The following is an 18,177-nucleotide window of genomic DNA, read 5'->3' as shown; positions in this document are numbered from 1 at the left end:
CTTTTAGTCCTGTTTGGTTCTGGTGTTGTCTTTCAGTATACGCCTGTTTTAACCGATGTATTCGGTTTTTAATATCTCTGGTTAAAATATTTAGGCGGCCATTTTTCGACATTCAATTGCACATTGACGACATGCCTGCGCACACTGCTGGCAATGCTCAGCTTGATGTCGGGCACATTCCTTACCACAGGCATCACATATTTTTGCACATAACGTACAGAGTTCCATACTGAAAGATGATTTTCTCTGGTTAGCCCTGGCACATAAGGCACAAATCTCTGAACATTCAATACATCTCTTGATACATTCGCGCATCATGTCGATATCATTTTCCCTGAGACATAAGTCTGCACATGCTGTACAGGTCAACGAACAGGAAATACAGGCTTTGGCAGATTCGGAAAAGCTGATTGAGTCCATTTTATGCTCCAACTAAATAACAAAAAATGATTAATAAATAATCTATTTAGTTAAGCTGATATGAAACAGCAACATTGAGTTATGAAAAGTAAAAAGTGTTTTATTTCGTTAAATATAAAATATGGCTACTGAAGTTTGAAAATGCAAAAAATCATTATAGGTTACCTTGCAAATCGTCCAAACTTTGGATTGCAAGCTTTACACCGTAACGCCCCTCATCTTCTTCATCAAGCCAGCCACCATTGATAACCGCAGCAACATTTGTATCAATTATCTTGCCAGCAAGTTGCCTTGCATCCTCCTTGCTTAGATACCCCACAGTTAAGCCATTAATTTCAACCTTGATCGCATGTTTGTCAAACTGGTTCAATGGTTCAGAAAATACCCTTGCCATCACCTCGATAAATTTAGATTGTTTATTTTTTACTCCAGCAATCTTTCTTAGGTTTTCCTGATAGGCCTGTTCACCCACAATTTCAAACGTATACAGCACATTATCAGCAAAGGATTCATTCTCGGATGCAGAGGTGGACAAGGTTTGATTATGTTGATTTTTTTTGGCCAACAGGGTGATGACAATACCAACAATGATCGTAATGATGAAAATCCACATAAAAACATCCCTCTGTTTAGGAATATTTAAGCATGCTGGAATTACCTGAATATCCTGTTGTTTGTATGGCTATGGCACCTATTCTGCAATATTTGTTATGCTTCTTTGTTCATGGTATTGCAAAATGCTACTGACTTTTAAGATCAAATAACCAAATAGCAAGCCGTTCAATATTATTCCCAATCCAATCGCGACCATAACACCAGACCACACATACACAGTGTCATAACTGTCATTTTGGCTTTCTACCTGACCAAAAATTAAAATAAACACACTTCCTGCAATAAAGCTTAAGATGATGACCGCCCATCCTATAAAGGTATTGGTTGTGCTTTCTTTTAATTCATGTTTTTCACTCATATTTATCCTTAAATATGTACATAATTTCTCATTATTATCTAAATATACTAAATTTATCGCAAAGAAAAGCCCCATTTGGGGCTTTATTTTTTTCAATTTTTATCTGGCTTACTTACAGCTAATACCCAGCTTATCCGCATAATAGTCAGTTGAGACCTTTAGGTCAGCCATTAGTTTTTCCTTGGTATAGTCTTTCGGTGCAAGCTTTAACAAGGCGGGTACATATTTAGATTCATACAGTTTTGGATAGTCCTTACACAGCACCTGTGTCTGCTCCTCTTTTGGAGAGTCAGGATTGTCCAGAATATCTAGATACTCGGAAATCTTGTTATCCGCGGCTTCAAAACTCTCTTGGGCTTTCTCATTTTTCACTTCTGGCTGCTTGTTACAACCAGTCAACAAGAACAAAAGAAAGCTGAGAAATAAAATTTTGTTTTTCATAACACTGCACTTTAAAGCGTTGTATCCAATATAACCCAGATAAGCAATCTATACTGAAAAATCAGTGAAAGCGAATTTTTTCAGCCTCTTTCCCCTATAGATAAATCTCTGGTGGATACGGCGTATTGTCAGTAATTGGGAAATGTAATGTATTTTCCATAAAGAATCCATCTGGAGCCTGTGCCATATCTATCGTGACTGAGTCCTGCATCACCTGCGGATATGCCCAGATCAACTGTTTCATCAGCCCCAGCGAATCATTATTTTTCAGATCACCAAAAATACGCTGCCAAATAGGTGTGCGATAAGGTTTGTTGGGATCAAAACCATAAAGATGCGCAATGGATGAGTCTGGTACAAATCCAGATAAATATGCCACCTTGTCTGCGGGATAGTTCAGCTCCTGAGTGGAGATTTCTGCAACAGCCTGATGAGCCAGATCCAACCTAGCCTCTAAAAGCCAGTCATAGGCTTCAGTCATCATATAGTCAAAATTTGGATATGAATAATGTTCACTTGGATAATTGATATAGCTGGCAAGCGTCTCGATCTGTGTTCGGATGGTGGGGAAAAAGATCAATGGGCAGATCTTTGCATCAGGATATTTTGCCTTAAGCACCGTTCTGATCTCCCGACAGGTTTGTCCCAGCCTGTTTCTTAGCCAGATTTTAAACTCATCATAAGGTGTTCCCACCTTATTCATGGCGTCATAGATGGTTCCTAAATCTGGTGCATATAAACCTGTATCCGCATTAAATGCCAGCTTGGTGGGAAAATCATAAACACAAGGCAGATTTGTACCCTGATTATACCACCACCACGGCTCACCAATCTGCATATTCACCTCACAGCCACCAACCACCATGGTATCGGCGAACTCAACAAATGCTTTATGCAGGTATGCCAGCGCGTTCTGGTCACACAGACTAAAGAAATAGCTTGGGGGTTCATAGCCTGTACGACCCAAATTGCTGTTCCAGTCCCTTTGCGCCCAAAACTCGTTTGCACCTAGAGAATACATTTCAAAGCTAACGCCAAATACGGGCTGCATATCTGCATGATGTAGTGCCTGTGCAAAATGCTCATGCCATTTACGGGTACAGGGATTCACTACATCTTCACCTGTCACAAGGGCATCTGGAATCTGCCATTTATGCAGATCATTTCGCCATGATATTTCAGGATATTTGGACATACCACAGTAGTGGTTGATCAATCCGTGATAGCCTAGGGCCTGCATATTATCCACCAGACGCTGGGGATTCAGGTCATAATGGTCGTCATAGCTCGTACAGATACCATAAGGATGCTGCGGTACAGCCACCCGATTTAAGGTGAGTGTTGCGTTTGGCCCTGTGATAGTGGAATTGGTGATACGAATATAGCCATCCTCGGCTTGTGCCAATGGAACTGTTGCAGAACCTGTGTAGCTGGTGGTAAATCCTGAAAAGAAAATTCGATGAATATTGGTTACAGGAAAATGCTCTGTTGCGGAAAATCCTGCTTTCACGCTATCCCAATCAATATGGATATGTGCTGATCTTGAGGCTGGTTGGTTGGTATAATTAAACAATACAATATAAGCAACCTTGTCTTCACCATTATCATGATATTGAACTGTTAAGGTGGGTGTCAGAGTCTCGTTATTTAGGACTGGCATGGAAGCTGACAATTCAATATCAAAATCCCAGATCACACCTGTGTAGTCATACTTGGTCTCATAGGCCAAATATTTGTGGTCTTTGGAATCATAGGAATCCCAGCTAATACCCGCAAGGTCTGTTGTGGTACGTGACCGAAAACATGCCTCAAAGCCATTTCCATAGGTTGTAATGGCAAAAGACATCGTTTGTGGACCATCAATCCGCCAATACTGAGGACTAAAACGGTCAATGATGAGGCTTTCCACAGTCAGGTTAGGAACTTGTGTAAAGTTGTTGTGTTCATATTCAAGATTATTTGTCATTTCGTGATTCTCTAATATCAACATTCATGTCTAATATTAAAAGCTATTCTTTTTTTAACTGTTTGATTCAGTAATTTTTGTTTAAGACCAAATGAGTTAAACATATTTTATGTAAAGTTTAAGGTTATAAAAATATATCGGCCAATAATTCTTAGCTTTCTACATCAGTCAAGATTTCTCATCATTACCAGATTATCAGGTTTATTAAAACAACATCACAGTGATGACATAAGAAATAACATCCATTAACTGCTTTACACAATATATGGTGTTAATTTGATTATTAAATGGTTTTAAAAAGAGCTGTTAAATGGTCGATAATGTGGATAGTGCCACCCGTAGCAGAATAATGTCAAAAATTAAAAGCCGTGATACTCAACCTGAACTCATGGTTCGTCGTCTGCTGCATGCGGCAGGTTTCCGTTTCAGAATCCACCGCAAAGACCTGCCAGGAAAACCAGATATCGTATTACCCAAATATAAGGCAGTCATTTTTATTCATGGCTGTTTCTGGCATGGTCACACAGGTTGCAAGTTATTCAGGATACCAACTACCCGTACTGAATTTTGGGAAAATAAAATATGCAAGAATCAAATAAATGATGCTAAGGCTTTACAGCTTCTACTGGATCAAGGTTGGAGAGTATGTAACATTTGGGAATGCGTCATTCGAAAATATAGAAAAAATCCTGAAAATATTCTGGATACGATCAGTAAATGGCTTCACAGTGGTGAACCATTATTAGAAGTGAATGAGGAACTACTGGTATTCAATCAGTCAAAAAATAATAAGACCAGCTAGATTATTAAGCCGAACCATGTTCCTAGCATCTATCTTAAGGTTAAGAAAAAAGCCCATCTATAAGATGAGCTTTTAAAATTAAAATTCACAATACTTCTAGAAATTATATCTAACACCAGCTTTATAAGTGATGCCATCCATATCCAGGGCATCGGAAGCCTCTGTGGAACAGAAGTAGCCTGTGCATACATCTTTCATGTTTTCAATATATAACCATTTATAACCAAGCCCGATATAACCTGCTATGTCTTTCTGGAAATAATGCCCCAATTCAAATTCTACAGGTAAAGTCAGGTAACGCAGCTTGACATCATAATCATCTGCCTTGAACCATGCGTAACCGACACCCAATGTGGCATTTGCATAGGTATTGTTCTGATTATAGAATTTATAGCCGCCTTTCACATTTATTTCTGTACTTTTCTACTCTGAATTTTTCTGAAAATTAACCCCTAGCGTAGTATTAAAAGTATCCAGCGCGGTAAGGGTTATACCTGTCCCAATTCCATTAAGCTTTTCATCGTGGTCAAAATCATCACCTCCCACCTTGGGACCATAATATTCCGCAAACACCGATGACTGAATACCACTACTTGTTTCATTCCGATATTCTGGAGTTTGTGGTTGATTTGTTTGCTCCCCTAGCGCATATGGTGCGCCATAGTTGATTTGCAATGGTGTGTGTCACTCCATCCATTTACAGCGACCAAACTGATTGCTCCCCCAATAACCCCTACCTTTAGGCTGGACAAATGTCTCATTTTTAGAGATATGCTTTTCCCATCTATCAAGATCAATTTTCTGCCATCCTACCCTAAAAGTTAAATCAGTAACTTTAGAATTAGAAGAAAAGTATAATGCTGCAATGGTTTGAATATTATTAAAATTATTTAAAAATCAAAAATATACATAGTATAAATATTTTTATGATGCAGAATTTAGCGTAAAATTAAATTGTAAAATTTTTCAAACCATAAAAGAAAGATATTTTCTTCTTTGAAAGTTATTTAAAAGCCCTGCTTTCGCAAGGCTCCTTAACATTAATTTTTCGGAAAATATTGATCCTCAAACGACTCCCGATCAACATCAAACAGGTTTGCCCAGTTTTCAGCATGACATCGGGCCACATGCGCCAGACACTTAATATCACTGTATTGGTCAGCTTTTTCTTCAATGATTTTACACATCACATCAAGCTGCTCAGTAACATCACTTGCCATACGAATTAGCTCAATCATCTGTTTTAGATGGCTTTGGGAAACAAGGATATGATCATGGACGGCTGTGTTCATTACTCATTCTCCATTTGTTGTAGGCAAGTTTGACCAACAATAGCAAGGCGATTTACTGATACCTCTGCCAATTCCAGAGTGTCTTTTAAATACTGGATATATTCATTGGCAATCTGGAAAACCTGCAAAAAAGCCTCGCCTCCTTGCTCACTTTCCATGGTCGAGTTTACAAGCTGCTCGTAACTACGGGTTAAGGGTGTTAAAGCAATACGGCGCATGATAGTCAGGTTCTGGTCATTGTGCTGTTTAATAACCTCAAAGCTAAATAAAGCCTCAAAGTTGATATTATCTTCTGTTTGTACCATACTAGTCATAGTTAATACTCCTGTGTTAGCAATCCAAAAGCCCTTTTCCGTCCAAAGTCGAGGGCTTTTTTATTGCCTGAATTAATCATTGTTGTTTCCTAATAATTTAGAAAGTTTAGTTAAACCTTTTGATGTTACTCTCACCTGCTCTGTAATTTTTTCTGAACCATCAGGGCGAGTAATCACTTCGGTTTTATGTTCCAAATAACCAGCCTGTAGCTTATCGCTATAACCATGCCATGCAGCATTACCAGGACGTTTGTAAATCCAGCCGTTTAACTGGAGCCATTTGATTAGATCACTTTGACGCATCTGTAGGTTATTTGCTGTGTCACGTAGGCAAAAACTACCGTCTGCTTTGGCGATACGATCAAAGGCTTCAATCGTTGGCTGCATGACTTCGACTTTGTGTTCAAGTTCCAAACGCTCTTGTTCAGCTTGCATCGCCATTTCAATTAATTGTAAACGGCTTAAATTTACTGGATTGAGCGGTTGAATTTTATCTTTGACTGAAAAATAACATTCTTCTAATTGCTCAAACACATTCCAAGCTTGCTCTGTCTCAAGCATTTTTGCATGTCGTGCTGCACCTTTTTCCGTCCACAAAGTAAGATGTGGAACTCGTTTATCAACTAACCCTCTTAAAGATGGTAAGTTCTTAAACTCTTTTAATTCAGCACCTTCCAATTTGAAATAGTGTTTACCCTCAACAAAACGACCAGTATTTCTTAGAAAGTTGTTTTGGATATTTTTAACATCTGAACCATAGAAAGCTGCTAATTGTTCGCTAAGTAGCACAGGAACAGACTGGTACTCAATTACAGCCGTTTGCACATCTGCAACTTGTATTGATGGTTTTACTAATGCATTCATGGTTTTACCCCTTTACTTTGGTTTACCAGCAACTCAACTGCTTTATTGATTAGATAATTCATTGAGCGTTCTTCAAGCTGTGCTTTCGCTTTTAACTTTTGATGTAGCTCAATGTTGAGGCGAACTTTTACGTCTACTGTTTTGACTTTTTTCATTGTTACTCCAATTTAGAACCACGGTGGTTCATTTGAATTAAATTTAAACCACGGTGGTTCTATTGTCAATACCAACGTGATCTATAAAATAAGATTAATTTATTATGGTTTCCCATTATGAGCAGAGAAGACCCACAGTTAAAAGTACGCCTTCCTCAAGAGCTGAAAGATAAAATCACTGAATCTGCTTCAAATTTAGGTAGATCCATTAATGCTGATGTGGTGGCTAGATTAGAAGAGTCTTTTAGTAGAGCTTCATTGAAAGACACTTCTCCAGGGGAATTGATGTCAGCCCTAGCTAATAGTCTTGCATTGGATGGATTAGGTTTTATGATTGTCAAAAGAGATGATTTATTAAAATCACAAAATGGCTTAGAACTTCTTATGAGCAATACGGATGAGAATCCATAATCAATTTTCATACTTTACCCCAATACGAAATTAGTATGGGGTTAGTATGGAATTGTTTTTTATATAAAAAAATATGATCAACTGATGTTAAACATATTTAGCATGTTATGTTCGCCATATTTATTCTATGTTCACTATATTTTAAGTTATTGATTTCTTTGGTGGTCTACCTTTTTTATTTTTTAAGTGTTCAGGTACAACTAAGGCAATAATTTTTTTCATACTTGTAATGTCTTTAGGTATCTCATCTTCTTTACAGAAATGCTCCATTCTTCCTGTTACGTGTTTAACCATATCTTTTGGTAGTGTTTGTTGATGTTCAGGAAGTGACCAAAGATGTTTGGCAATAATTCTTGCCATACCATTTCTATCTTTTGCTAATTGATTTTTTAACTCCAATCCTTTTAAGTCATCAGGGATATCTAAATTAGATCTGTTAATAGATTGTATGGATTTCAATTCCTGATAGGCTTTTTCCAACTGTTCAATTTTTTCTGATAGTTCTTTATTTTTTTGTTGATAGTGTTCAGGTGAAGCATGTCCTATTGTTAGATTGCCGTATCTTGTTTGATCTAATAGTCCCAAAGCAATATCAGTATTAAATCCTTGAATAGTCTGCCCGTTACTTAAAAGAAACTGCTGTAATGATTGGCGAGTAATAAGATTATGCTCGAGTTGCAGCCCTTTAGACAAAATTGCTCGTTCTATAGTTTTAACTACTTGAGCATGGACTGAATAATGCCAATTGTAGTTTAAATCACCACTATCAATTAAGGCTTTCATCTTTATAGGATCATCTCCAGATATAAGGCAAGCTGCTTCAATCTCAGAAAATAAAGTTGCTAGATATAATGAGCGTAAATGAGGTTCTGCATAATTAATAGTTGGATAAAGTACATCTATTTTCTTTAAATTTTCATCACTTTCTTTTACAAAATCATCAAAAGAAATAGTTTCGAGTAAATCTTGATTATCCGAAAAATCTTCTAATACCCCTAACTTTTTAATTAATTCAAGATCATATAAATCTGATTTTAGCCAAAAATACTCTTTAAATTCTTCTTTCTCACTATCTAACAATTTTTTAATTTCTGTATTAATGCCACCATTTTTCATATACTCTTGAAATAAATGCCATAGAAGCTCATTTGCACTAAAAGTACTCACATTATCATTATCGATATCAACAAATTCAAAATAATCATTTTTCTGATAGCAAGGTATTTTTTCATCAATTCTAAAGTGCATTAAAGTCATTAATGCCTTATATATAGAACCCTCTATCTCAGCAATTTTTTCTACTATTTCAATAATTTGAATATAGTCTTTCTCTTTGGCCATGATTTCATCAAAAATCCCCATTAGAACACCCCAACCAGCAAATTTAACTCTAACTCAGCCCTAAACTATACCTCAACTTGGGGGTGTTGTGGGGTGGAATTTCGGGGTAAGGTGTTGTATTGTTTGGGGGATTTTAGAATTTTTAAATAGTTGGTGTGGACACTGAAAGTTTTAGGGATTAAAAAGCACCGTGAGGTGCTTTTACGCTGTATATAAACTATTTATTTTTATAATTGTAGACTTAAATAGATCGATTCTATTTAGATCTCTCTTATCATATTTTATATTAAAGTCTATCTTTTCCTTCCTCAATTGCTTACGTTTGTCTTCAGCAGCTTGACCAGAAAGTCTAGAAATTTGATCTTGTTTAAATTTTTCATATAATTTAATCAGATAGTTTTTTAATTGCTGGAAAAATAATTTTTCAATATTATGCCCCTTAAAAAAAAGATAGATATTTTCAGAATTTATACCATAAACATGAAGTTCTAATAAAATCTTTTCAATATCTACTAATTTAGAATTACTTTTGAAGTGTAAATCTAATTTAGCTTCAAAAGAATTCATTTTTTGTTTAAATGTATTCCATTCAACAGTTTTAAAAAATTTAATATCATAATCATCAAGATTACGAGTAGAGATTGTGTTCATTAATTGAAGACTATTGTATAGCTCATTTAACGCATCCTGCTTACCTAGGCTCTCTTTTAGAACACAATCATGATACACAGCTTTAATTAATGGTTTATAAAGTATTTCTGAAAAAGACTTATAGAACATATTTAACCAAGGTGCCTCATCGATCAATTTGCTTGGGTGAATATACAATTTTCTTGCAAAATGTTCTGCTATAAAGTCGTAGTAATACTCTAAGTTTTCTTTAGAGTGAACATTTGTTTCAAAAATGTAAGTAGAGGAAAAATAATCTTCCACTGTTCGATTTAAAATTTTCTTCATTAGAAAAGCTAGATATTTATAATCACTATCTTTACAAATAATTAAATGCTTTCCTAAATGATAATGCCCAATTTTATCTAATTGCTTACATCCCTCTGCCGCAACAATATTTAACTCATCAGCTAAATCAATTGCCGTAGCAAATTCGAATTTCACGTTTTCAATGTCAGGAAAAGCATCACCCCATAAGCTAGCATCAACAATATTTTCAAGCAAAACTCTTACAACCTTATTATCTGTAAAATAATCAAAATTTTCGTAATATTCACTTTTTTCTTCAAATGCAATATCACTCACTTTCATACTCCACTTTCTCTTTTAACTTTGAAACATTAATAAACCCAACCTGAGAGACATCTTTAGGTATTAATGCTGGAGAATGTGTTGATATTATAAATTGTGATTTAGGTGCAATTTCTAATAAAGTAGGCAATAGAATTCTTTGCCACTCTATATGCATAGCTAAATCAGGTTCATCAAATAAATATATAGTATTTTTATCTCTATATAAGAAAACCATTAGTAACAAACATATAAGGGTTTTTTCTCCTTTTGAACAATCAAACCATTTGACAACCCTTTCAATATTTCCTTTTTTGTTTTTAATTATCTCCTTAAAGGAAATTAGCCCATCTTCTTCCAAATATGCTGTTTTATTAACTTGTTTAAAAAACAAATTAAGTTTATCGACAAAATTAAGAGCTTCTATAGAAAATCTTTTTTTAGAAATTAAATCTTTAAAAAAAACATTAAGCTCATCATTTGAATAGTCTAATATCTTACTTTTATTATATTCAAATTCCTCAGCAATACTTTTAGATAAAATTTTATCACTTGATAAAACCCTCCCCCTAAAATCAGATAAAAGAAGAAATATAGATTTATCTAAATTATTTTTCTGAGAAAAAACATCTAGACCACTTAAATCATTACCATTTTCTAGAAATTTAGAATAAAAAATTTGTTCATCCTTATAAAATGCAACCGTTACCTTATCTCCATTACTCTGTAAATCTTTAGTATATAAATTCAAAAATTTATCTATGCTATATAATAAACTCTTTTCAGGTTCAAGACTAACAGAATAAATATTTGTAAAATTTTCAATACGTTGAAAAGTCTTTGATGTTATATTTAAATTTTCACTTTCTTTTTCAAATTCTTTTTCTATAAAATTATAGTAACTATAAAGATCTAGTTTTTCCTTACCATCCACTTTTTTAGATACCGCTTGAACAGCCTCTATAAGATAAGGTTTCGTTATCAAGTTTTTAACATTAATTTTTAAATTTGTATCAGCTAAATTTATACCATTAATTTTGTTCTTATATTCATCATAAAAACTATCATCAACTAAATTTAATTCTATCCCCCAGTCTTTTTTTGCAGAAAATAATGGACGTTGTACTCTTTGCCCAATATTCTCTAATGTTAAAAAAATTCCACTTAGAATTGTAGATTTACCAGCGCCATTAAACCCTGTTAGAACCGTCATCCTCTTTTCAAAATTGAGTTTTGAGATTCCATGTCTGGAATGTACTCCAATAAAGTTAGAGTTTTTTAAAAAAATCATGATCTTGGTCTCATTTACTACTAAAATTATATAATTCTTTCTTGAATATTCATTGCGCTATAAGCCACTCAGCTATCGGGTCATCGTAAGCAAAACAATTCGGCGCACTTTTTGCTCTAAAGTCATCAATCCATATTTGTAAACTGACATTCTCAATGGCATGAAACTTATTGATGATGTATCTTTGGTTAAGTTTAGGATCGCAGTTGCTTTAAGGTTATTCGGAACAGTAACTGCAATCGTAGTAGAACCTTCTTTAATGGTTTTAAAACTGGCTTGTTTAATACCTACAATTTGACCTAAGGCAGAAAGTAAGTTGGCAACACTAGAAATTTCTAAATCTTGTAAATGACCATCGTGAATTTTCAAGACAAAATCAAGATCGCCACCCTGTTCTTGCTGAACTGATGGATCATATAGATCAAGACTTTGTTGGGCTAATTTACCCTTTCTATTCACTTTAGACATTTTGAGTCTTCATAGTTTACCCGCTTATATTATCCAGCAAATCCTTGCTCAAATGAAATAAAGCATAATCATATTTGTTCTTTTCACCTTTTAGGACTAATACGATGATTTGTCAACCAAAATTTCGGACTATTCTCCTAATTTGTCAACTAATAGTAAAAAATGACACTAAATTAAAAACTTCTTTTAATTTTTGGGATTTGCAGTATTTTATAAGCCGCTGTTACAATCTATTTAAATTTACACTCAAAACAAATTTATGAAATATATAATTTTTATTTTAATAGGATTGCTTTCTTCTCAAAGCTATGCAAAGAAATGTGCAGACTTTGGAACTCAAAAAGAAGCTCAAGCTTGGTATGAACAGCGTAAAAAATCTGGTCGAACAGGATGGAAAAGCTTAGACCGCGATGGAGATGGCAAAGCATGTGATTGCTTACCAGGTGGAAGTGGCAAGAATTGTCCGAAAAAGAAATAATTTTTATGAAGATTAATATAAATTTTGATTGGGCTGTTTTGACTTCAATCTTTACAATGTTCCTATATTGGTGTGGATATTGCTATTACATCGGCTATCTAAGTTTTTATCACCATAATCTAGATGCATTTGATATTCCAGTGGCCAGTACCGTTATTCAAGGCATGCTTACAGGTTATAAAGCATGGTGTCCTCTTGTTGCTATATTAATTATTTTTTCTTATATCTCTTCTATTTCTAAGAAACAATGGCTTTATTGGATTGTTCGAGGTATTGGGCTAACAGTTAATTTATTAATCATTATTTATTCTCTAAGTCTTTATTACTTGGTTAACTATCTGTGGACTGCCACCACTCTCCTAGACAAATATCGTCTATTCTTTTTGCATAGGAGAGAACATTATGAGTGGACAACGCTATACCCCAGAATTTAAAGATGAAGCTGTTAAATTGATTACTGAACGTGGATATTCTGTCAGTGATGTGGCAGAACGTTTAGGTGTATCACAACACAGTATTTATAAATGGCTTAAAGCTGTACATCCATTACACAACAATCATGATGAACATGAACTGCTTGAAGCAAAGAAAGAAATCCTACGCCTTAAAAGTCAGCTTAAACAGACTGAAGAGGAACGAGATATCTTAAAAAAGGCCGCAAGGTACTTTGCAAGCCTGCCCGAGTGAAGTATCAATTCATCCTTGAATACAGCCATCAATTTAAGATTAAAACGATGTGTCGGGTATTAAAGATCGCTCGCGCTGGCTATTACGCTTGGCTACATGAACCTGAATCAAGTAGAACCCTTGAAGACAAGCGTTTATTACAGCTCATACGTTCTTCTTATGATGCTAGCTATGGTATCTATGGTTACCGACGAATTACTTTAGACCTTAAAGAATTAGGTGAAGGCTGTGGTCCTAATCGTGTACTGAAGATCATGAAAAACAATGGTATTACAGCTGTACGAGGGTATAAGAAACATAAAAGCTATGGTCGAGGCCGTCCTCAGATTGTGCCACCCAACCATTTAAATCGACAGTTTGTCGTAAATACTCCAGACACCTCTTGGGTGACTGATATTACTTACATCCGCACATGGCAAGGCTGGTTATATCTGGCTGTGGTTCTCGATTTATATTCAAGGAAAGTCATCGGTTGGTCAATGAAACCTACGCTTGCTAAGGATATCGTTTTGGATGCACTTCTTATGGCAGTATGGCGACGCAGACCCAATGAACCTGTGATCATACATTCAGACCAAGGCTCACAATACAGCAGCGGAGACTGGCATAAATTCTGTCAAAAGCATAACTTGATTCCCAGTATGAGTCGCAGAGGAAACTGTTGGGACAATGCTGTTGCAGAATCCTTTTTTAGCAGCTTAAAGAAGGAAAGAATTAAAAAGAGAATCTATAAAACTCGAGAAATGGCGCGTGCAGATGTGTTTGATTACATCGAGATGTTTTACAATCGGATTAGGCGCCATTCGCATCTCGACGGAATGAGCCCAGAAGCATTTGAGGCAGTTTCAAAATGAGACTACTTCGATGTCTAGGATACTGGGAGCAGTCCACTGAGAAAGTTAAATATTAGAGTTAAAACAAAAGAATTTTTAAGAAAAAGAACTCCTAGTATTCTTAAACTTATATGGCAAAAAATTGCCCAATTTTTCATAATGTGTGGCAAGCTTATTTATAAGAAAGATAAAGAAGTTGAAGTTACAACAACTGGATTACTTACCAAATTAAATTTAACTCAACCACAAATTAAAAAAAGTATCTTTGAAGATGATGAGTCTAAGTCAACTTCACAAAACTTTGATTTCGATTTTTCTTTTTTCGTGCACTACTCCATATTGCTTGTACTTCTTCTAGCGATGATTAAAGGCCTTCAAGTCGGTCAGGACCTCATAAATAGAGGAAAAGAAGTCGCAAAGGAAAGATTCATCTTGACCCAAAGTTATGTTGGTCGTGATCAACCTAATGGTGATTTAGGTATCTATCCCCAAGTAGAAGTTGATGGTGTAACAATAAAAGAAAAGTTATTCCTTACCACTATGTGCTTAAAGTCCCTATGTTTGATAACTGATGAAAATAAGAATGCAAAGATATATGAGGCAAAACAAATCAAAGTGATGAATCAGCAAGTGGAAAAAATATTGGAGAAATAAAATGCCTTATCCATGCTTATGCTGTGGCTATTTAACAAGAGATGAGCCATCAAACGGCGATTATGACATCTGTCCTGTGTGTTTCTGGGAGGATGATCCTGTACAGGCAGAGGATCATAACTACGGTGGTGGTGCAAACGTACTTTCACTGTATCAAGCTCGTAAGAATTTTAAGAAATACGGCGCTATGGAAGAACGATTTGTCAAAGATGTGAGAAAGCCGAAAGATAAAGAGATTCCAAAGAGTTAGATTGTGAGTAATAGAACATAGTGAGCGATCTATGAGTGAGTTGGGATAAATTGAGTAAAAATCTTTTTAGGTGGGATGAATTATTGACTATAAAAAAACTAATTTTAATATGAAAGCATCTTAACGAGTAAAAAAGCGATGTCAGCATTTTTAATAATTATTGGATTCATTTTGGCTATTTTCGGAATGATCTTTGGTCCTCATATATTTCATAGACACATCAGAAATACTCAAGAAGCTAAAGCGATGGGCTTTTTATGTATGCTGCCTGGGGTATTGATCTTATGTCTTGGGTTTTATTTGAGGTAATGGACTTAGCTCAAACTCATTTAAAAACTATGGTCATTTGATTTTGTAACTTAATCAAGAGACATGGTTATAAGTAATAAATCTGCACCAATTGAGAACCAAGACTTCCCATCCATCTGATGACTTTAGCCAAGATGCTTATACGATGAGTTTAACCAGAATTCATACGATGATGTGAGCCAAGAGGTGGGAAGTGATCTTAATCAGGATTCTGGCTATGATGAGTTCCTACAACCTGAAGCAATTGAAATACAGAGGCAACCACGAAAGAAGCGCTGATTGATCGCTCTAAAAGCATATTTTTCTATCAATCTATTTTTAAGGTAGCTTTCAGGGAAATTTATACAAATATCTTGGTAACAAGAAAAGCCTCTAGAGGCTTTTCTATTTCAACTATTTTGCCACCCACCCCATACTCCCCACTCCAGTCTCTTTCACATACAATGTTGTTCCCGCACCACCGTCCGTCCGTAAATACATGCTTCCAACTGACGCAGAAATTTGTCCATTTGGATCACCCTCTCCAAACAAAATTCCAACTTGTGAAGTATGCATATACTTTTTAGAATAAACAGAAAGCCAAGATTCTGCCGATGAACCTAACGATTGGATATTTGTTCCTCTACCTGGTGCAACTGTTCCTGAACCACCATAAATTGTTAGGCTATTCGTGCTATTGGCCTGTAAGTATGCATTACCAGTAAATATTAATTTGCTACTATTATCAGTAAATACAACGTTTTGTTTTATCTCAAAATTACCTAAAGTATTCCAGCCTCCCAATACAGCCGTACTGTTATAGTAATAGATCGATTGCGAGTTATTTTTGATTATTTGGGTTGACATAGTAGCAGGTAAATTGATTTTAAAATATCCAGACAAGTCAGACATGCTGAAAAGCTCTTGATCATCGTAACTTGAGCGGGGAGTAAACATAGACTTGTCATTAGCAATCCATGAATACATACGAATTGCACGAGTATCAAAACAGGGATATTCTGCCCATGTTTGCTGTGATGTATATGGAGTTGCAAGAACTTTCCCACTTTCGTGCTGTGAACCATAAAATTGTGCATCTGCCATGTTTCCGTAGAAAGCACTTAGAGGCTCGTTACTCACCATCTGTGACTTAAAAGTAAAATATTCAACACCTCTAATAGGCCATCCGCTAACCTCATGCGCCCTTGTAAACTCGCTGAAGCCTAACTGTTTTCCTGTCTTGCCTGACTTATGATTTAAGCCATGTACCATTAAATTAATATAACGTGTTCCTGCCTTACCAGTCCCACGAAAAAAAGAGCGAAATTGAAAACCTATAATATTAGTTGTAATTTCAGGTGTCACACCAGTAAATGTAATTGTACCGACTGATTGGTTGACATTTATACCTGTCCAGTTGTAGTAACCTGATAACACCCCTAACTGACAAGAACCTGTGGGGTTAAAATACCATTCATCAAAATATGGAATAGTAAAAGAGTTGGACGTATATGCCGTGATTGGTTGTAGGTCTGAAGCTCGTTCCAGTAAGCCACAAAAGCCCTGTAATGTTCCATTTTCTAATGTATTACGTTCACCACGTCCTGCAACACCCTGTCCAGTTTGGACATCTGCAACAGCAGCAATACGCCAATAACCCACTACTTGGAAGTTACGAATCTGATTATATTCAGTATTTAACCGATAAATACCAATATCAATATCTGCTCCTAGAGAATCTGTTGGTTTATCATATTCAGAAATAAAATTCTCACCATTCGCAGGAACCAACCTAAAGCTTTCCAGAATTTGGGCATTAGTACCTGAGTTCTCTGCCCATTCAAAGCTTATCGCAGCAGAGAATGGTTTAGCGGTATTTGTACCGTCTTTTTGCATAAATGAAGTTAAATTATAAATCTTGGTTGGATCATCATTGTCTGGGCGACTGCCACCAAACTTGTTTTGAGAGGTAATTCCCTTAATGGTATTTAGTTTAGCCAAGTCTGTAAAAATTAAATTCGTTCCATCCCATGTTTTTTTACGGTTATGGAAAATAGTATCCCAAGCCCCATGACCTGTCCCTATGAATCTTCGTAATTGTTTCCCCACTACCAATGGTTTATTTAATATAAATAAACCATGATTTGCATAGACATTGACATCATTTTTAAATGCCTTTTGAAATGCAGCCCAATCAATGGAATCTGTCAAAGAAGTTGCTTGAGGATAATCAATCTGCGCAGCAGCTAAATTACTATATTTTTCTGATAGAGGATGCAACACGCCATCACCAATGGCTCCATAATCAGCAACATTTATAAAATCTTTATTCTTACTTTCCTGAGTACGGCCTGACCAAGTGGTAATATCTGCATCTGTTGTCATTTTATTAACCTATTTATTTTGTTATGAGAAATTAATATAAAACAAACTTATAAATTATGGTAGAAAGGCGTAGATGAAAATACTCACTATCAATGATGATAGTGAGCGTTTGCAATTATGCTTCAGTCACACAAGTTGCTTTTATATTACTTAAAATCGGCAAGTCATAACGATGCTGTGCTGGATTTGAAGTCTGTCCATACCACATAAAAGCTTCAAAATCGCTTTCGTTGTATAAAGCATAACAAACCATATTTGACTGATTCCCACCTAAACAGACAAGCTTTCCTGTTGCTTTATCTTTACCAACAATAAAGCAAACATGTCCACCGCCTTGTCTGGTTTTGACTGCAATACAGCCATAAGCGGGTTTTAAGAGCCTATTGCCACCCTTTAAATATGCTAATGCTCTGTACCAGTCTTTTGGAAATTTAATTCCAGCCGTTTGCAGACAATGGGCAACAAAAGTGCCACACCAAGGTGTTTCATCATCCATCCACCAGGCACCTAAGGCTTTTAACCAGCTTAAGATAGTTGGTGAATGCGCAAATTTGCTTGTATTTTCTCTTAAGCCAATATGTTTGCGTGCCTCGGCAATCCAGGACAATTCGGGATAATTACTCAT

At 35.7% G+C, this 18,177-nt stretch carries 21 protein-coding genes and 1 pseudogene; 6 read left to right on the top strand and 16 right to left on the bottom strand.

Annotated features, from left to right (window positions below):
- Positions 1 to 90: 90 nt before the first annotated feature.
- From N5J47_RS14040 to N5J47_RS14020, 5 genes are all read right to left on the bottom strand, one after another.
- Positions 91 to 420, bottom strand: coding sequence for a four-helix bundle copper-binding protein (locus tag N5J47_RS14040; RefSeq protein WP_279960547.1), 330 nt, complete (start codon positions 418 to 420; stop codon positions 91 to 93).
- 154 nt (positions 421 to 574) lie between these two features.
- Positions 575 to 1,033, bottom strand: coding sequence for a hypothetical protein (locus N5J47_RS14035; RefSeq protein ID WP_279960548.1), 459 nt, complete (start codon positions 1,031 to 1,033; stop codon positions 575 to 577).
- A 78-nt stretch (positions 1,034 to 1,111) separates the two neighbouring features.
- Positions 1,112 to 1,393 carry a hypothetical protein gene (locus tag N5J47_RS14030; protein WP_267979516.1) on the bottom strand — a complete coding sequence of 94 codons (282 nt, stop codon included), beginning with the start codon at positions 1,391 to 1,393 and terminating at the stop codon, positions 1,112 to 1,114.
- A 108-nt stretch (positions 1,394 to 1,501) separates the two neighbouring features.
- Complete coding sequence (locus N5J47_RS14025) at positions 1,502 to 1,834, bottom strand: hypothetical protein (protein WP_279960549.1); 333 nt, start codon at positions 1,832 to 1,834, stop codon at positions 1,502 to 1,504.
- 94 nt (positions 1,835 to 1,928) lie between these two features.
- Positions 1,929 to 3,800, bottom strand: a complete 1,872-nt coding sequence (locus N5J47_RS14020; RefSeq protein ID WP_279960550.1) for a phage capsid protein — start codon at positions 3,798 to 3,800, stop codon at positions 1,929 to 1,931.
- 310 nt (positions 3,801 to 4,110) lie between these two features.
- On the opposite strand from N5J47_RS14020, the gene vsr reads away from it, so the two are divergent.
- Positions 4,111 to 4,602, top strand: a complete 492-nt coding sequence (gene vsr, locus N5J47_RS14015) for a DNA mismatch endonuclease Vsr (RefSeq protein WP_279960551.1) — start codon at positions 4,111 to 4,113, stop codon at positions 4,600 to 4,602.
- A gap of 96 nt (positions 4,603 to 4,698) precedes the next feature.
- Here vsr and N5J47_RS14010 read toward each other — a convergent pair.
- From N5J47_RS14010 to N5J47_RS13990, 5 genes and pseudogenes are all read right to left on the bottom strand, one after another.
- Positions 4,699 to 5,354 (bottom strand): annotated as a pseudogene (locus tag N5J47_RS14010) (hypothetical protein).
- Between the two features lie 288 nt (positions 5,355 to 5,642).
- Positions 5,643 to 5,894 (bottom strand): hypothetical protein, encoded by a 252-nt coding sequence (locus tag N5J47_RS14005; RefSeq protein ID WP_279960552.1) that lies wholly within the window; start codon positions 5,892 to 5,894, stop codon positions 5,643 to 5,645.
- A complete protein-coding gene (locus N5J47_RS14000) occupies positions 5,894 to 6,208 on the bottom strand; it encodes a hypothetical protein (protein ID WP_279960553.1) in 315 nt (104 codons plus the stop codon). The genes N5J47_RS14005 and N5J47_RS14000 overlap by 1 nt, the downstream gene beginning before the upstream one ends.
- Positions 6,209 to 6,280: 72 nt before the next feature.
- Positions 6,281 to 7,072 (bottom strand): phage antirepressor KilAC domain-containing protein, encoded by a 792-nt coding sequence (locus tag N5J47_RS13995; RefSeq protein ID WP_279960554.1) that lies wholly within the window; start codon positions 7,070 to 7,072, stop codon positions 6,281 to 6,283.
- Positions 7,069 to 7,227, bottom strand: a complete 159-nt coding sequence (locus N5J47_RS13990) for a toxin-antitoxin system HicB family antitoxin (protein ID WP_279960555.1) — start codon at positions 7,225 to 7,227, stop codon at positions 7,069 to 7,071. Before N5J47_RS13990 ends, N5J47_RS13995 begins: the two co-directional genes overlap by 4 nt.
- A gap of 117 nt (positions 7,228 to 7,344) precedes the next feature.
- Between N5J47_RS13990 and N5J47_RS13985 the strand changes: the two genes are divergently transcribed.
- Positions 7,345 to 7,638, top strand: coding sequence for an Arc family DNA-binding protein (locus N5J47_RS13985; protein ID WP_279960556.1), 294 nt, complete (start codon positions 7,345 to 7,347; stop codon positions 7,636 to 7,638).
- A 141-nt stretch (positions 7,639 to 7,779) separates the two neighbouring features.
- Here N5J47_RS13985 and N5J47_RS13980 read toward each other — a convergent pair whose 3' ends face one another.
- The 4 genes from N5J47_RS13980 to N5J47_RS13965 all read right to left on the bottom strand — a co-directional run bounded on the left by N5J47_RS13980 (position 7,780) and on the right by N5J47_RS13965 (position 11,977).
- The gene (locus N5J47_RS13980) at positions 7,780 to 9,000 is read right to left on the bottom strand and encodes a hypothetical protein (RefSeq protein ID WP_279960558.1); all 1,221 of its coding nucleotides are present in this window, start codon (positions 8,998 to 9,000) and stop codon (positions 7,780 to 7,782) included.
- Between the two features lie 180 nt (positions 9,001 to 9,180).
- Positions 9,181 to 10,233 (bottom strand): hypothetical protein, encoded by a 1,053-nt coding sequence (locus N5J47_RS13975; RefSeq protein ID WP_279960559.1) that lies wholly within the window; start codon positions 10,231 to 10,233, stop codon positions 9,181 to 9,183.
- On the bottom strand, positions 10,226 to 11,509 hold the full coding sequence (locus N5J47_RS13970; RefSeq protein ID WP_279960560.1) for an AAA family ATPase: 1,284 nt from the start codon (positions 11,507 to 11,509) through the stop codon (positions 10,226 to 10,228). The genes N5J47_RS13975 and N5J47_RS13970 overlap by 8 nt, the downstream gene beginning before the upstream one ends.
- 72 nt (positions 11,510 to 11,581) lie before the next feature.
- Positions 11,582 to 11,977, bottom strand: a complete 396-nt coding sequence (locus N5J47_RS13965; protein ID WP_279960561.1) for a hypothetical protein — start codon at positions 11,975 to 11,977, stop codon at positions 11,582 to 11,584.
- Between the two features lie 259 nt (positions 11,978 to 12,236).
- Between N5J47_RS13965 and N5J47_RS13960 the strand changes: the two genes are divergently transcribed.
- The 4 genes from N5J47_RS13960 to N5J47_RS13945 all read left to right on the top strand — a co-directional run bounded on the left by N5J47_RS13960 (position 12,237) and on the right by N5J47_RS13945 (position 14,879).
- The gene (locus N5J47_RS13960; RefSeq protein ID WP_279960562.1) at positions 12,237 to 12,455 is read left to right on the top strand and encodes an excalibur calcium-binding domain-containing protein; all 219 of its coding nucleotides are present in this window, start codon (positions 12,237 to 12,239) and stop codon (positions 12,453 to 12,455) included.
- 402 nt (positions 12,456 to 12,857) lie between these two features.
- Positions 12,858 to 13,996 (top strand): IS3 family transposase gene (locus N5J47_RS13955; RefSeq protein ID WP_279960563.1). Its coding sequence is split into 2 segments (ribosomal slippage): positions 12,858 to 13,116 and positions 13,116 to 13,996, totalling 1,140 coding nucleotides; the frame shifts between segments, so codons are not numbered across the junction.
- 138 nt (positions 13,997 to 14,134) lie between these two features.
- Positions 14,135 to 14,629 carry a hypothetical protein gene (locus N5J47_RS13950; protein ID WP_279960564.1) on the top strand — a complete coding sequence of 165 codons (495 nt, stop codon included), beginning with the start codon at positions 14,135 to 14,137 and terminating at the stop codon, positions 14,627 to 14,629.
- Position 14,630: 1 nt separating this feature from the next.
- Complete coding sequence (locus N5J47_RS13945) at positions 14,631 to 14,879, top strand: CPCC family cysteine-rich protein (protein WP_279960566.1); 249 nt, start codon at positions 14,631 to 14,633, stop codon at positions 14,877 to 14,879.
- A 702-nt stretch (positions 14,880 to 15,581) separates the two neighbouring features.
- Here the strand turns inward: N5J47_RS13945 and N5J47_RS13940 are convergent.
- A complete protein-coding gene (locus tag N5J47_RS13940) occupies positions 15,582 to 17,552 on the bottom strand; it encodes a hypothetical protein (RefSeq protein WP_279960567.1) in 1,971 nt (656 codons plus the stop codon).
- A gap of 115 nt (positions 17,553 to 17,667) precedes the next feature.
- The coding region (locus tag N5J47_RS13935; protein ID WP_279960568.1) for a TIGR02594 family protein at positions 17,668 to 18,177 on the bottom strand (510 nt) is incomplete at its 5' end.

Source organism: Acinetobacter sp. GD03645 (assembly GCF_029845285.1).
Taxonomy (GTDB): domain Bacteria; phylum Pseudomonadota; class Gammaproteobacteria; order Pseudomonadales; family Moraxellaceae; genus Acinetobacter; species Acinetobacter corruptisaponis.
Note: the sequence above shows the minus strand (reverse complement) of the source record. Positions and strands in the feature narration are given on the sequence as shown.

What these genes read in the sequence shown, in the direction of transcription:
- N5J47_RS14040 (WP_279960547.1), bottom strand. Translation starts at nt 420, where the DNA reads ATGGACTCAATCAGCTTTTCCGAATCTGCCAAAGCCTGTATTTCCTGT.
- N5J47_RS14035 (WP_279960548.1), bottom strand. Translation starts at nt 1,033, where the DNA reads ATGTGGATTTTCATCATTACGATCATTGTTGGTATTGTCATCACCCTG.
- N5J47_RS14030 (WP_267979516.1), bottom strand. Translation starts at nt 1,393, where the DNA reads ATGAGTGAAAAACATGAATTAAAAGAAAGCACAACCAATACCTTTATA.
- N5J47_RS14025 (WP_279960549.1), bottom strand. Translation starts at nt 1,834, where the DNA reads ATGAAAAACAAAATTTTATTTCTCAGCTTTCTTTTGTTCTTGTTGACT.
- N5J47_RS14020 (WP_279960550.1), bottom strand. Translation starts at nt 3,800, where the DNA reads ATGACAAATAATCTTGAATATGAACACAACAACTTTACACAAGTTCCT.
- vsr (WP_279960551.1), top strand. Translation starts at nt 4,111, where the DNA reads ATGGTCGATAATGTGGATAGTGCCACCCGTAGCAGAATAATGTCAAAA.
- N5J47_RS14005 (WP_279960552.1), bottom strand. Translation starts at nt 5,894, where the DNA reads ATGAACACAGCCGTCCATGATCATATCCTTGTTTCCCAAAGCCATCTA.
- N5J47_RS14000 (WP_279960553.1), bottom strand. Translation starts at nt 6,208, where the DNA reads ATGACTAGTATGGTACAAACAGAAGATAATATCAACTTTGAGGCTTTA.
- N5J47_RS13995 (WP_279960554.1), bottom strand. Translation starts at nt 7,072, where the DNA reads ATGAATGCATTAGTAAAACCATCAATACAAGTTGCAGATGTGCAAACG.
- N5J47_RS13990 (WP_279960555.1), bottom strand. Translation starts at nt 7,227, where the DNA reads ATGAAAAAAGTCAAAACAGTAGACGTAAAAGTTCGCCTCAACATTGAG.
- N5J47_RS13985 (WP_279960556.1), top strand. Translation starts at nt 7,345, where the DNA reads ATGAGCAGAGAAGACCCACAGTTAAAAGTACGCCTTCCTCAAGAGCTG.
- N5J47_RS13980 (WP_279960558.1), bottom strand. Translation starts at nt 9,000, where the DNA reads ATGGGGATTTTTGATGAAATCATGGCCAAAGAGAAAGACTATATTCAA.
- N5J47_RS13970 (WP_279960560.1), bottom strand. Translation starts at nt 11,509, where the DNA reads ATGATTTTTTTAAAAAACTCTAACTTTATTGGAGTACATTCCAGACAT.
- N5J47_RS13965 (WP_279960561.1), bottom strand. Translation starts at nt 11,977, where the DNA reads ATGTCTAAAGTGAATAGAAAGGGTAAATTAGCCCAACAAAGTCTTGAT.
- N5J47_RS13960 (WP_279960562.1), top strand. Translation starts at nt 12,237, where the DNA reads ATGAAATATATAATTTTTATTTTAATAGGATTGCTTTCTTCTCAAAGC.
- N5J47_RS13950 (WP_279960564.1), top strand. Translation starts at nt 14,135, where the DNA reads ATGTGTGGCAAGCTTATTTATAAGAAAGATAAAGAAGTTGAAGTTACA.
- N5J47_RS13945 (WP_279960566.1), top strand. Translation starts at nt 14,631, where the DNA reads ATGCCTTATCCATGCTTATGCTGTGGCTATTTAACAAGAGATGAGCCA.
- N5J47_RS13940 (WP_279960567.1), bottom strand. Translation starts at nt 17,552, where the DNA reads ATGACAACAGATGCAGATATTACCACTTGGTCAGGCCGTACTCAGGAA.